The sequence below is a fragment of the Pseudomonas sp. MWU12-2345 genome, from assembly GCF_023242385.1.
In the GTDB taxonomy this organism is placed as follows: Bacteria; Pseudomonadota; Gammaproteobacteria; order Pseudomonadales; family Pseudomonadaceae; genus Aquipseudomonas; species Aquipseudomonas gingeri_D.
Window position 1 is genome coordinate 189,786 of sequence record NZ_JALLJA010000009.1, and the last position, 14,366, is coordinate 204,151.

At 53.3% G+C, this 14,366-nt stretch carries 9 protein-coding genes; all 9 read left to right on the plus strand.

What is annotated here, in order from left to right:
* Window positions 1–57: 57 nt before the first annotated feature.
* The 9 genes from M5C71_RS19175 to M5C71_RS19215 all read left to right on the plus strand — a co-directional run bounded on the left by M5C71_RS19175 (window position 58) and on the right by M5C71_RS19215 (window position 14,337).
* A complete protein-coding gene (locus tag M5C71_RS19175; RefSeq protein WP_248768496.1) occupies window positions 58–876 on the plus strand; it encodes an ABC transporter permease in 819 nt (272 codons plus the stop codon).
* Window positions 866–2,263, plus strand: coding sequence for an ABC transporter ATP-binding protein (locus M5C71_RS19180; protein ID WP_248768497.1), 1,398 nt, complete (start codon window positions 866–868; stop codon window positions 2,261–2,263). The genes M5C71_RS19175 and M5C71_RS19180 overlap by 11 nt, the downstream gene beginning before the upstream one ends.
* Before the next feature lie 44 nt (window positions 2,264–2,307).
* Complete coding sequence (locus tag M5C71_RS19185; RefSeq protein WP_248768498.1) at window positions 2,308–3,108, plus strand: ABC transporter permease; 801 nt, start codon at window positions 2,308–2,310, stop codon at window positions 3,106–3,108.
* Window positions 3,098–4,423 (plus strand): ABC transporter ATP-binding protein, encoded by a 1,326-nt coding sequence (locus tag M5C71_RS19190; RefSeq protein ID WP_248768499.1) that lies wholly within the window; start codon window positions 3,098–3,100, stop codon window positions 4,421–4,423. The genes M5C71_RS19185 and M5C71_RS19190 overlap by 11 nt, the downstream gene beginning before the upstream one ends.
* Window positions 4,420–5,826: a polysaccharide pyruvyl transferase family protein gene (locus M5C71_RS19195; protein ID WP_248768500.1), complete on the plus strand. Its 1,407-nt coding sequence runs from the start codon at window positions 4,420–4,422 to the stop codon at window positions 5,824–5,826. Before M5C71_RS19190 ends, M5C71_RS19195 begins: the two co-directional genes overlap by 4 nt.
* A gap of 42 nt (window positions 5,827–5,868) precedes the next feature.
* Window positions 5,869–6,834, plus strand: coding sequence for a glycosyltransferase family 2 protein (locus tag M5C71_RS19200; protein ID WP_248768501.1), 966 nt, complete (start codon window positions 5,869–5,871; stop codon window positions 6,832–6,834).
* 9 nt (window positions 6,835–6,843) lie between these two features.
* Window positions 6,844–8,079, plus strand: coding sequence for a glycosyltransferase family 4 protein (locus M5C71_RS19205; protein ID WP_248768502.1), 1,236 nt, complete (start codon window positions 6,844–6,846; stop codon window positions 8,077–8,079).
* 1 nt (window position 8,080) lies between these two features.
* Window positions 8,081–9,010, plus strand: a complete 930-nt coding sequence (locus tag M5C71_RS19210) for an NAD-dependent epimerase/dehydratase family protein (RefSeq protein WP_248768503.1) — start codon at window positions 8,081–8,083, stop codon at window positions 9,008–9,010.
* A gap of 467 nt (window positions 9,011–9,477) precedes the next feature.
* The gene (locus M5C71_RS19215; RefSeq protein WP_103495773.1) at window positions 9,478–14,337 is read left to right on the plus strand and encodes an NAD-glutamate dehydrogenase; all 4,860 of its coding nucleotides are present in this window, start codon (window positions 9,478–9,480) and stop codon (window positions 14,335–14,337) included.
* The last annotated feature ends 29 nt before the right edge of the window (window positions 14,338–14,366 follow it).

Sequence of the window (14,366 nt, forward strand, 5' to 3'; positions counted from 1 at the left end):
GTTTGTTTCGCTTGGCCGAGAGGTCGTCGTTTTTTGATTTTCAGAGGCATTGACCGCATGGATGAATTCACCAGCAGGTCGAAGGAGATGTCGAGGGGCGTGTGGCGTCACCGAGGCCTCGTGTTGATGTTGGCGCGGCGTGACATTATCGGACGCTATCGAGGTTCGTTGCTGGGTGTACTCAGGTCGCTGGTTTATCCCCTGTTCATGTTGACTATCTACTCTTTTGTCTTTGGTGGGATATTCAAGTTTCGTTGGGAAATGGGCAATAGTTCATTGTTGGAGTTTTCCCTGGTTCTTTTTATCGGCATGATGGTTTTCAATGTGTTCTCTGAGTGCATTCGTCGGTCGCCGGGCGTGGTGCTAGCCCATGGCCGCTATGTCAAGAAAACTGTGTTTCCTCTTGAAGTGCTGTCGGTTGTGTTGCTGGCGGGGGCGCTGTTTCAGTTTCTGCTCAATCTAGGTGTTTGGCTGCTGTTCTATATCCTGTTTTTCCAACGTCCGCCTCTGACGGTACTGCTGCTACCCCTGGTGGTATTGCCTTTGCTGCTATTTACCCTGGGGGTGTCCTGGGTCGTGGCGTCATTGGGGACTTACCTGCGCGATATCGGTCGCCGAGTGGGTGTGTTAGTCACCGCGATGTTGTTTCTGTCACCGATCTTTTATCCCGTCACTGCATTGCCCGAACGCTTCCAGGCGCTCATGTATCTGAATCCATTGGCTCAGGTCATTGAAAATGCCCGATTGGTTTTGATTGTGGGCAGGCTTCCTGGTCTCGGATCCTGGTGCCTGTCGTTGCTGGTCAGTGGCGTGGTTGCCTGCCTCGGGCTGGCTTTTTTCCAGAGAACCCGTGGAGGGTTTGCCGATGTCCTCTGATATTGCCATCTGCGCTGAAGGGCTCAGCAAGTGCTATCTGATTTACCACAAAGCCAGTGATCGGCTCTTTCAAGTGCTGTCGCCGGGGCGAAAGTGTCGTTATCGGGAGCTTTTGGCGTTGAAGAATGTTTCGTTCGAGCTGAAAAAGGGCGAAGCCATTGGCATCATCGGTCACAAGGGCTCTGGCAAGTCAACCCTGCTGCAATTGATCTATGGAACCTTGAGCCCTACCTCCGGAAATCTCCGTGTTCAGGGACGTGTTGCGGCACTGTTGGAGTTGGGGGCCGGCTTCAATGCGGAGTTCACCGGGCGTGAAAATGTCTATATGGCGGCTTCGCTGTATGGGCTGAGCCATGAGGAAATCAATCTGCGTTTTTCCGCAATTGCCGCTTTTGCGGATGTCGGCGGGTTCATGGAGCAACCGCTCATGACCTACTCAAGCGGGATGTACATCCGCTTGGCTTTTGCGGTTATTGCTCACGTAGACGCCGATATTCTGGTGATTGACGAAGCCCTTTCCATGGTGGATGCCTGTTTTTTCCAGAAGTGCATGCGTTTTCTCCATACATTCAAGGAAGAACATTCACTGGTTGTTGTCAGCCACGATACAGCGGCCATTATCCATTTGTGTGATCGGGTGATCTGGCTGGACCACGGAGAAGAAAAGCAGGCGGGCCCATCCCAGTGGGTCTGCGAGGCGTACCTGGACGATTTATGTCGTTCGATGGATGACGAACTCACGGACGCGGTGATTGTTCATGCCGACGGGCATACCAGCATGATCAAGCGCCACGGCCATGATGGCTTGGAGTGGCGTGACCAGCGTGCCGACACGATCAATTCAAATGACTTGGAAGTTTTCCGATTCGACCCACAGGCGCCTGACGTAGATGCATTTGGTGGGGACCACGCGCGCATTGTCGACGTCAGGCTCAACGACGCTTCGGGTGCTGAATTGACATGGGTGCTGGGTGGTGAGCGTGTGACGCTCTGCGTCGAGGCGCAGACCTTTGTTCTGCTGGACGGCCCCATTATCGAGTTTTTTTTCAAGGATCGCTTGGGACAGGCGTTGTTCGGAGACAACACCTATATCAGTTGGATCGGCAAGGATCGTACTGCCCCGGCGGGCTCGCTGTTATCGGCGCAGTTCGAGTTCTTCATGCCTTGGCTGGCCAAGGGCGACTATGTGATCCAGGTCGCGATCGCCGACGGCGAGCAACATGACCACAAACCACTGCACTGGTGCCACGAAGCCCTGTTGATCAGGTCGCATCGCGATCCTGTGTCGACTGGAATTATCAGTAGTCCGTTTATCACTATCAGCCTCATTAATGTACGCAAGATGAAACAGAAAACGCTTTCAACGTCGATGTCCCCTGTGCGGTGAAAGCTATTCCTGACGCTGTTTTTATTGGATAGGAGTATGGCGTTATGCTTGCAATTGTTAAGACGTTTTCAACGCATAGGCAGCTGATCTATGGAATGGTTCGGCGGGAGATTCAGATTAAGTATAAAGATTCATTGGTTGGCCTGGGGTGGGCATTTTTCACACCTGTTTTTATGTTGGGCGTTTATACATTTATTTTTTCCGAGGTTTTTAAGTCCCGTTGGAGTAATGGGGTGCCCGAAAGCAAATCGGATTTCGCCATTATGCTATTTGCCGGTTTGATGGTGTACACTTTTTTTGCAGAGTGCCTACTCAAAGGGCCGCAAATTATTACGTCGAATACAAGTTATGTGAAAAAAATAGTATTTCCTTTGGAAATCTTGCCGTTTATTGCTATAGGTGTGTCGCTGTTTCAGCTGGCAATGAGCTGTGTTGTGTTGTTGGTTGTGCAGTGGGTCGTGAAGGGGGGGGTGCCGATAACGGCGCTGCTATTTCCAGTCGTGTTGATGCCGTTGATGTTTTCGACTGCCGGTATTCTGTGGGTTTTGTCCGCCGCCGGTGTGTATTTGAGGGATATCGGTCAGGTCATGACGGTGTTGACCAGCGTACTGATGTTCTTGAGTCCGATTTTTTATCCCGTCAATGCGCTACCCGAAAAATATCAAACATGGCTGCGCTTGAACCCGTTGACTAACATCATCGAACAGTCGAGGTTGGTGCTGATTGAGGGGCGCTCTATCGATGGGGTGCAATATTCGATGTCACTGGCGCTGAGTTTGATTGTTTTTGCGCTAGGTTATTTCTTGTTTCAAAAAGCACGAAGAGGTTTTGCCGATGTCCTCTAAACTGCAAGTGGGTACTGTCGCGCCCTCTATCATAGTGGATAATGTTTCGAAAAATTATCATGTCTATGCCAAGCCTGAAGATCGGCTAAAGCAGTTTGTCTATACCAGGCTTAACGGAAAGAAAAAGGTATTTTACTGTGATTTCTGGGCACTGAACCCTCTCAGCTTTAAAGTGAATAGAGGAGATTCGGTGGGGATCATTGGCCGGAATGGGTCTGGCAAATCAACATTGCTTCAGATGATTTGCGGCATCCTGACACCGACCTCTGGAAGTATTACTAAAAATGGAAGGGTTGCGGCGCTGTTGGAATTGGGAGCGGGTTTTAACCCCGATTTTACCGGAAGGGAAAACATTTATTTGAATGGTTCAATTTTGGGGCTAAGTAAAAAAGAGATCGATAACAAGCTTGCGGATATCATCGGCTTTTCTGAAATTGAGGCTTATATTGATCGGCAAGTGAGAACCTACTCAAGTGGTATGTTTATTCGTCTTGCTTTTTCTGTAGCGATTCATAGCGAACCTGAGATTCTTATCATTGATGAAGCCCTGGCGGTCGGTGATGTTTTTTTTCAGCAAAAATGTTTTGAAAGACTCAAGCAGCTCAAGGCATCGGGCATCACTCTGTTGTTTGTTTCACATGACGTGACTTCCGTAAAGCTGTTGTGTGATAAGGCTATTTTGTTGCATAAGGGAGAGCTGATTAAAATCGGAGAACCCAAGGCTGTGGTGAATGAATATATTAAAATAAATTCCCATGGTGAAAGTGAGACGGCTGCTGTAGAGAAGGTGATGGATCAGCAAGACGAGGCCAGCGTGGCCTTGGAAACAGAGCTGGAAAAGACGTCGTTAGAGGAGGGTTCAGAGTATAGGTATGGTACGAAGGGTGCTGTGATTGTTGATTTTGGGTTGTATAAAACCGACGGAAATAAAGTTGACGGGGTTGTACAAAATGATGAGTGTATTGAAATCAGGTTAAAAATCGAATTTCTAAAAGATGTATTGAGTCCTGTCTCTGGGTTTTACATAAAGGATCGACGGGGCATCGAGTTGTACAGCGGCAATACTCACTATCTCAATTGCCCCCTCGGGAGTCAGTCCAAAGGGACTGTGATGAGTATATCGTTCAGGCAGATACTGAGCTTGGCCCCAGGCGAGTATTCTTTATCGTTAGGATTGTCAGATTTTATTGATGGCGTCAGCACACCGCTTGATCGCAGGTACGAAGCTGCCAAGCTGACGATATTGGCGGATAAAACGGTGATTGGGTTGGTTGACTTGAACTCTAAAGTCAGTGTTGAGTATCTAGCTAAATGAAAATTGCACAGATCGGTACATTTGATTTGGATAATCTGGGTGACCTGTTGTTTCCTTGGGTTACGGAGAAATTGATTCATCTTGTTTGTGGCTCGAGGTCGACGGTGGAAATTTGTTTCTATAGCCCAACTCGTCCTGAGGCATATTTGTATCCGGATCAGGTGCCTTATGCAGCTATCTCTCAGTTGGATCATGACGATGCCGTAGCGCCATTCGATTTTATTTTAATGGGAGGGGGAGATTTAATTCGTAATGACGATTATTCTCTGTATCAGGTGTATGGCGAAAATTCACCTGAATTGACCTTTACGCAAATTTTGTCTCCCACCCAAACGAACAGCCGTCGACTTGCCTTACTGGCGGTAGGGCTACCCTACGATGTCGATGATGTGTTTTCGGTATTCTTGACGAATAGTTTTTCAAGAGTGGTATCTGCGGGCGTCAGAGATGTCAGGAGTGCCAAACTCTTGGAGGAGCATACGGGTGTTAGTTACGCTATCGTGCCCGATTTTGTGCATTCCTTGCCGTATGTGCTAGATAAGGCAGCCTGCGAATCCATGATGTCTGATGTGCTGGCTGGATATGATGGCGGGTATCTTTGTTTTCAGGGGCATGCTGATGTGTGTGCCTCGGTTGAAGACGTGGCTAACGTATTAAAAGAGATTGAAAAGGCGCTTGATAAGCCTTTTGTCCTGATAGAAATTGGCGGGTGTCTTGGTGATACTGAATACCTTCGAGAGCTCGCGACAGTCACAGGTTACCCATTTATAAGCAGGGTCACCCATCCAGGTATAACAATCGAGCAGAAGATATCGGTGCTGGCATGCAGTTCTGGTTTTATCGGTTCCAGTTTGCATGGCAATATTATTTCCAATGCGTACGGAATCAATAATGTTTCCTACGTTGGCAAGTACTCTCATAAAATAAGTGAGTATTTTTCAGAGGCAGGCCATGGTGTGCTGTTTGAAGATTTTTCGGCGCTTAAACATCAGATTCATACTGTGCTGGACTGCCTGCTGAGGGACACTTCAGATAAAGCGGCATTGATTGAGCTAAAATATAAAAAAATCATGCTGTTTTTGGAAGAGCTTTTGCAAAGTGATGGTAAAGAGCTGTCTTCGTTTTCTATAGCGGTTGACCGCCTTTACAAGGCCGCTCATGGTCAATCTTGCGCTCGTGAGTCGATTGTTCGTGATCAGCTGGCCAGTCAGGAGGCTCAGCTCCGAGCCGAGAAAATGAACGCGGCTGAGCAGATTAATTACAGGGATCTGCTGATTAGAGATTTAGAAACGTTGCTGTCCGCTGAAAAGAAAAATGCGGTTGAGCAGATTAACTATAGAGATCTGTTGATAAAGGCTATGGAAGAAAAGCTGTTGCTGTCTGAGCAGGCTGAAAAAAAATAGTGCTTGATAACAATGATCATTATAGGGTTGGAAAGGCATGTTATGAGTAATATTAAGGCTTCAGTGATAATACCCACCAAGAATCCAGGCGAGATTTTTAGACCTGTCCTTGACTCTGTACTGAGTCAGTTGACTGATTGGCCATTCGAAGTGGTGGTCATCGATTCCGGGTCCAGGGATGGAACAGTGGAATTCGTCAGGAGCAAGGCCAATGTGAAGTTAATTGAAATCCCGGCTCATGAATTTGGTCATGGTCGCTCTAGAAATACTGCCATTGCCAACTCGGTTGGCGAGTATGCCGCTGTCATCACCCATGACGCGCAGCCTGTAGACCCGCACTGGCTACAGCATTTGGTGGAGATTGCTGAGTCCGATACCAGAATCGCGGGCGTCTTTGGTAAACATATCGCTTATCCGCAGGCTTCTGTTTTTACTCGTCGAGAGTTGGAGCTGCACTTTGCAGGTTTCAAGGAAGCGCCCATTGTGCATCTGGACGATGCCAACCGCTATGCTGAGGATGTGGGCTATCGGCAGTTTTTACACTTTTTCTCCGATAACAATGCGTTGTTACGTCGCTCAGTATGGGAAACAATCCCCTATCCGGATGTCGATTTTGCGGAGGACCAGTCTTGGGCAAAATCTATAATAGAGGCTGGGTACTATAAGGCTTATTCTGACGCCGGGGCTGTGTACCACTCGCATGACTACAGTCTTTTTGAACGCCTGCAAAGAAGCTTCGATGAGAGTTACGCATTCAAGCGAATTTTTGGCTATATCTTATGTCCTGATCTCATATCGATGTTTAAGTCTGTTGTGGCGCTGAGCCGAAGGGATGTTAGGTACGCTAGAAGTATTGGGATGTTAAGACGGGCTCCACTTCAAGTCGTGCACGCAGTGATGGACAATGTGATGCGCCTGTTAGGGCACTATTTAGGTAGTCGCGGAGAAAAAATACCAACGCCTTTAAGGAAACAGATCTCTAGGGACAAAAAACTGCTTGCGCAGTAAGGGGGTTGAATGAATATTTACAGGGTTGTGCATAAAGCAAAGCAGGCATTTTCATATTGCAAAGTGCATGGTTTTTTTGCGCTGCTGCGTAAAGTCAATGCAATTATTCAAGACTCTTCCGTCACGCTGTTTAAAAAAACTGATGTGTTGGGGTTTTACGATTTTGTTTTGGAACGGCCATTCGGTTCAACGTTCAATGGTGAGGTGGGCAATAAAACTATCAATTGGTTTATTCCTCCTTATGGTCGCGGGTCGGGCGGGCACCTTAATATATTCAGATTTGTTTTTTTGCTGGAGCGCCTCGGGTATGAATGTCGCATTATCATCGTGGGTGGTCACTCCAGGTATGATTTGGTTGAAGCGAAGTCTCAGATTGCTGAGTGGTTTTTTCCTTTGGCAGCTCCTGTTTATGACGGGACTGAGGGGGTGCCGGCCGCTTTTTATAGTGTGGCGACATCTTGGCAAACGGCTTACTATGTCAAGAATTTTCAATCGACTAAATATAAATGCTATTTTGTGCAGGATTTTGAACCGTACTTTTATGCTGTGGGTTCTGAGTCCGCAATGGCGGAGGCGACTTATTCCTTTGGTTTTAGCGCAATCACCGCCGGGGGCTGGTTGGCGGAAAAATTAACAAATGAATACCAGGCGCACACGTTCCCCATTAGCTTTTCTTATGATCGTGATCTTTATCGGTTAATGCCTCGACGCGAGCCAGAAATAAAACGAGTATTTTTCTATGCTCGACCGCCTACCCAACGTCGTGCGTTTGAGTTGGGGTTGCTTGCCTTGAATGAGGTGGTGAAGCGGCTTCCTTACGTGAAGGTTGTTTTTGCAGGCTGGGACGTGTCGAATTATGAGATTCCGTTCGAGCATTTAAATGCGGGGACGCTGGATGTTGCAGAGCTGCCGGATCTTTATAATCAATGTGACGTTGCGCTGGTTTTGTCATTTACCAATCTTTCACTTCTCCCGCTCGAGTTGATGGCCTGCGGCGTTCCAGTGGTCAGTAACAGATCGCCGTGCACGGAATGGCTTCTCACTAATGAAAACTCTATTTTGGCCAAGGCAACGGTTGAAGATCTTGCCAATGGTATTTGTGAGCTGCTGACCAATTCAGCGCTTCATGCTCGTATTAAGGCAGAAGGTGTTCGGGTTGCCAATTTTTCAAGTTGGGAGCGAGAAGCATTTAAACTGAGCCGAGCGCTGGCCTCGATATCAAGTTCCGAGACACTGGAGAGCTAAAATGCCTAATGGCCAGCTGTGCATTGTTCTTGGCGCGAGCGGGTTTATCGGTTCAAGGCTGTGTGAGGTAATGGGCGCTAAAATTCCAAACCTTAAAGCGTTCGGTCGAAATCCGTTGTACCCCTCGGCGTTTAGCCGGTGTCGATGGATTGAGGGCGATTTCTCTGATATCAATCAAGTTGCCCATGCTATTGCGGGTTGCGATACAGTCATCCATTTGGTTAATGCAACAACGCCCGCCAGTGCGAACCTCAACAGAGTGATGGATCTAGAGGCCAATGTTGTTTCTACGTTGAACTTGCTGGATGTGTGTGTTAGTTCGGGGGTCAAGAAAATAGTGTTCATTTCTTCGGGGGGCACTGTCTACGGCGTCCCCTCCGTGGTGCCTACCCCGGAAACGGCCGATAATGATCCTATTACGGCTTATGGTGTCAGTAAACTGATCATTGAAAAATACCTTTTTCTTTATCGTCATCTTTACGGCCTTGATTATACTATTTTGCGGGTGGCCAATCCCTACGGACCGTATCAAACGAATAAGAAAAATCAAGGTGTGATCGCTGCGTTTTTACGGCGTGCCATTCACGGTGAGCCTATAGATGTATGGGGGGATGGTTCTGTCGTTCGTGATTATATTTTTATTGATGACGTTGTGAGTGCCATTGAATTAGCTATTCTAAATGGGACTGATAAAAAAATATTCAATATTGGTTCGGGCCGAGGTTTGAGTATTAATGAAATCATACTCACGCTGGAAAATGTGCTGGGAAAAAAAATAGAAATTAATTATATGCCACGACGTAATATGGATGTGCCGGTCAGTGTTTTAGATATAGCGCAAGCTGCTGAAGTGTTGAAGTGGACACCTAAAGTTGAGTTTTCTCAAGGCATTCAAGATACGTTTGAGTGGGTCAAGTCCTCCGGACTATAAGTGTTTTTTGGCTTTGACCCCTCCTGCTCACCATGCACCGCCCCATCGGTGGCATCGACGTCGAGCACGATCTCGGCGGGTGGCCCTCACACTGGGCGATGAAGTCCCCCTAGAGCACGGGGCATCCTGCCTGGGGGGCGCACGCGTCGAGCGTATCGAACGCCTGATTTTCCCCGTACTACCTGCCAATGTCCGAATATGTCGCAGCGTCGCAAGCAGCGGCGTTCGCGCACTCGTTAAGCTGCGCAACGGAGCGTCGTCCACGAAAATACAGCCTGTGCACCCGGCCGTTGCCATCGTGTGCGACTATCTTGAACGTGAATGTGACCCCTGGGTCGCGGCCAGCTTCATCAACCTGTCACTCTGTACTGCCCAGCTTTACCCTGCAGAGTGATGCAGGTCCCCTTTTCCGGGGAAGAAAACGCGACGCTTCTCTCTATATAACAAGCCCAAGCGGAGTACCACAGATGGCGTTCTTCACCGCAGCCAGCAAAGCCGACTTCCAGCACCAACTGCAGGCGGCACTGGCGCAGCACATCAACGAACAGGCACTGCCACAAGTGGCGCTGTTCGCTGAGCAGTTCTTCGGCATCATTTCCCTGGACGAGCTGACCCAGCGCCGGCTCTCCGATCTCGCCGGCTGCACCCTTTCGGCCTGGCGTCTGCTGGAGCGTTTTGACCACACCCAGGCACAGGTTCGCGCCTACAACCCGGATTATGAACGCCATGGCTGGCAGTCGACCCACACCGCCGTCGAGGTCCTGCACCCCGACCTGCCGTTCCTGGTCGACTCGGTCCGCACCGAACTGAACCGCCGCGGTTACAGCATCCACACCCTGCAAACCACCGTGCTGAGCGTGCGTCGCGGCAGCAAGGGCGAGTTGCTTGAAGTCCTGCCCAAGGGCACCCAGGGCGAGGGGATCGACAAAGAATCCCTGATGTACCTGGAAATCGATCGCTGCGCCAACGCCGCCGAGCTGAGCGTGCTGTCCAAGGAGCTGGAACAGGTCCTGACGGAAGTGCGTATCGCCGTCGCCGACTTCGAGCCGATGAAGACCAAGGTCCAGGAGCTGCTGGCCGGTATCGACGCCAGCCAGTTCGCCATCGACCCGGAAGAAAAAACCGAGATCAAGACCTTCCTGCAGTGGCTGGTGGACAACCACTTCACCTTCCTCGGCTACGAAGAGTTCGTGGTCCGTGACGAGCAGGACGGCGGTCATATCGAATATGACGCCCAGTCCTTCCTCGGTCTGACCAAATTGCTCCGCGCCGGCCTGACCCCCGACGACACCCGCATCGAAGACTACGCCGTCAACTACCTGCGCGAACCGACGCCGCTGTCGTTCGCCAAGGCCGCGCACCCGAGCCGTGTGCACCGCAACGCCTACCCGGACTATGTCTCGATCCGTGAGATCGACGCCGACGGCAAGGTCATCAAGGAATGCCGCTTCATGGGCCTCTACACCTCTTCGGTGTACGGCGAAAGCGTGCGGGTCATTCCTTACATCAGCCGCAAGGTCGCCGAAGTCGAGCGCCGTTCGGGCTTCCAGGCCAAGGCCCACTTGGGCAAGGAACTGGCCCAGGTCCTCGAAGTGCTGCCCCGCGACGATCTGTTCCAGACCCCGGTGGACGAGCTGTTCAACACCGTGATGTCGATCGTGCAGATCCAGGAACGCAACAAGATCCGCGTGTTCCTGCGCAAAGACCCGTACGGTCGTTTCTGCTACTGCCTGGCCTACGTGCCGCGTGACGTCTACTCCACCGAAGTGCGGCAGAAGATCCAGCAAGTGCTGATGGATCGCCTGAAAGCCACCGACTGCGAGTTCTGGACCTTCTTCTCCGAGTCCGTGCTGGCCCGTGTACAACTGATCCTGCGGGTCGATCCGAAGAACCGTCTCGATATCGACCCGCTGCAACTGGAAAACGAAGTGATCCAGGCCTGCCGCAGCTGGCAGGACGACTACAAGAGCCTGGTGGTCGAAGGTTTCGGCGAGGCCCAGGGCACCAATGTGCTGGCGGACTTCCCGAAAGGCTTCCCGGCCGGCTACCGCGAGCGCTTCGCCGCGCACTCGGCCGTGGTCGACATGCAGCACCTGCTGAGCCTGAGCGACAGCAATCCGCTGGTGATGAGCTTCTACCAGCCGCTGGGCCAGGTGTCCGGCCAGCGCGAGCTGCACTGCAAGCTGTATCACGCCGATACGCCGCTGGCCCTGTCCGATGTCCTGCCGATCCTGGAAAACCTCGGCCTGCGCGTGCTCGGTGAGTTCCCGTACCGCCTGCGTCACAACAACGGTCGCGAGTTCTGGATCCATGACTTCGCCTTCACCGCCGCCGAAGGCCTGGACCTGGATATCCAGCAGCTCAACGACACCCTGCAGGACGCCTTCGTCCACATCGTCCGTGGCGATGCCGAGAACGACGCGTTCAACCGCCTGGTGCTGACCGCCGGCCTGCCATGGCGCGATGTGGCGCTGCTGCGGGCCTACGCCCGTTACCTGAAGCAGATCCGCCTGGGCTTCGACCTGGGTTACATCGCCAGCACCCTGAACAACCACACCGACATCGCCCGCGAGTTGACCCGGTTGTTCAAGACCCGTTTCTACCTGGCCCGCAAGCTCAGCGTCGAAGACCTCGACGACAAGCAACTGCGCCTGGAACAAGCGATCCTGACCGCCCTGGACGACGTCCAGGTGCTGAACGAAGACCGCATCCTGCGTCGCTACCTTGACCTGATCAAGGCGACCCTGCGGACCAACTTCTACCAGACCGACGCCAACGGCCAGAACAAGTCGTACTTCAGCTTCAAGTTCAACCCGCACGCGATTCCCGAGTTGCCCAAGCCGGTACCGAAGTTCGAAATCTTCGTCTACTCGCCACGGGTCGAGGGTGTGCACCTGCGTTTCGGCAACGTCGCCCGCGGCGGCCTGCGCTGGTCGGACCGCGAAGAAGACTACCGCACCGAAGTCCTGGGCCTGGTAAAAGCCCAGCAAGTGAAGAACTCGGTGATCGTGCCGGTGGGTGCGAAGGGCGGCTTCCTGCCGCGTCGCCTGCCACTGGGCGGCGGTCGTGACGAGATCGCGGCCGAGGGCATCGCCTGCTACCGCATCTTCATCTCGGGCCTGTTGGACATCACCGACAACCTGAAGGACGGCGCCCTGGTGCCACCGGCCAACGTCGTGCGTCATGACGACGATGACCCCTACCTGGTGGTGGCGGCGGACAAAGGCACCGCGACCTTCTCCGACATCGCCAACGGCATTGCCATCGACTACGGCTTCTGGCTCGGCGACGCCTTCGCCTCCGGCGGCTCGGCCGGTTACGACCACAAGAAGATGGGCATCACCGCCAAGGGCGCGTGGGTCGGCGTACAGCGCCACTTCCGTGAGCGCGGCATCAATGTCCAGGAAGACAGCATCACCGTGGTGGGCGTCGGCGACATGGCCGGCGACGTGTTCGGCAACGGCCTGTTGATGTCCGACAAGCTCAAGTTGGTCGCGGCCTTCAACCACCTGCATATCTTCATCGACCCGAACCCGGAGCCGGCCAGCAGCTTCGCCGAGCGCCAGCGCCTGTTCGACCTGCCGCGTTCGGCCTGGTCGGACTACGACGCCAGCCTGATGTCCGAAGGCGGTGGGATCTTCTCGCGCAGCGCGAAGAGCATCGCGATTTCCCCGCAGATGAAAGAGCGCTTCGACATCCACGCCGACAAGCTGACCCCGACCGAACTGCTCAATGCCTTGCTCAAGGCACCGGTGGACCTGTTGTGGAACGGCGGTATCGGCACCTACGTCAAGGCCAGCACTGAAAGCCACGCCGATGTCGGCGACAAGGCCAACGATGCACTGCGCGTGAACGGCAACGAACTGCGCTGCAAGGTCGTGGGTGAGGGCGGTAACCTGGGCATGACCCAGCTCGGTCGCGTCGAGTTCGGCCTCAATGGCGGCGGTTCCAACACCGACTTCATCGACAACGCCGGTGGCGTGGATTGCTCCGACCACGAAGTGAATATCAAGATCCTGCTCAACGAAGTCGTGCAGGCCGGCGATATGACCGAGAAGCAGCGTAACCAGCTGCTGGGCAGCATGACCGACGAAGTCGGCGGCCTGGTCCTCGGCAACAACTACAAGCAGACCCAGGCCCTGTCCCTGGCGGCCCGTCGCGCAGTCGAGCGGATCGCCGAGTACAAGCGCCTGATGAGTGATCTGGAAGCCCGTGGCAAGCTGGACCGTGCCATCGAGTTCCTGCCGTCGGAAGAGCAACTGGTCGAGCGCGTCGCGGCAGGCCAGGGCCTGACCCGTGCCGAGCTGTCGGTGCTGATCTCCTACAGCAAGATCGACCTCAAGGCGGCGTTGCTCGAGTCCAAGGTTCCGGACGACGAGTACCTGACCCGCGACATGGAAACCGCGTTCCCACCGATGCTGGTGAGCAAGTTCGCCGACGCCATGCGCCGTCACCGCCTCAAGCGCGAGATCGTCAGCACCCAGATCGCCAACGACCTGGTCAACCACATGGGCATCACCTTCGTGCAGCGCCTGAAGGAGTCCACCGGCATGAGCCCGGCGAACGTGGCCGGTGCTTATGTGATCGTGCGTGACATCTTCCACCTCCCGCACTGGTTCCGTCAGATCGAGGCCCTGGATTACAAGGTGTCGGCCGAGACCCAGCTGGAGCTGATGGATGAACTGATGCGCCTGGGCCGTCGTGCCACGCGCTGGTTCCTGCGCAGCCGTCGCAACGAGCAGGATGCTGCCCGTGATGTCGCGCACTTCGGTCCGCACCTGGCGGCCCTGGGCCTGAAACTCGACGAACTGCTGGAAGGCCCGACCCGGGAAGTCTGGCAGGCCCGTTACCAGGCTTATGTCCAGGCCGGTGTGCCGGAGTTGCTGGCACGCATGGTGGCCGGTACCACGCACCTGTACACCCTGTTGCCGATCATCGAAGCCGCCGACGTTTCCGGCCACGATGCCGCCGAAGTGGCCAAGGCCTACTTCGCGGTGGGCAGTGAGCTGGACCTGACCTGGTACTCCCAGCAGATCAGTGACCTGCGCGTGAGCAACAACTGGCAGGCCCAGGCCCGTGAAACCTTCCGCGACGATGTGGACTGGCAGCAACGTGCGATCACCATCTCGGTGCTGAAACTGGCCGACGCGCCGCAAGACATGGAAGCCCGCGTGGCCCTGTGGCTTGAGCGCAACGCGAGCATGGCCGAGCGCTGGCGTTCGATGCTGGTGGAGATCCGTGCCGCCAGCGGCACCGACTACGCCATGTACGCGGTGGCCAACCGTGAGCTGATGGACCTGGCATTGAGCGGTCAACCGGTGCTTTGATAGCCTGAAGCAAGTGGTAACCAAAAGCC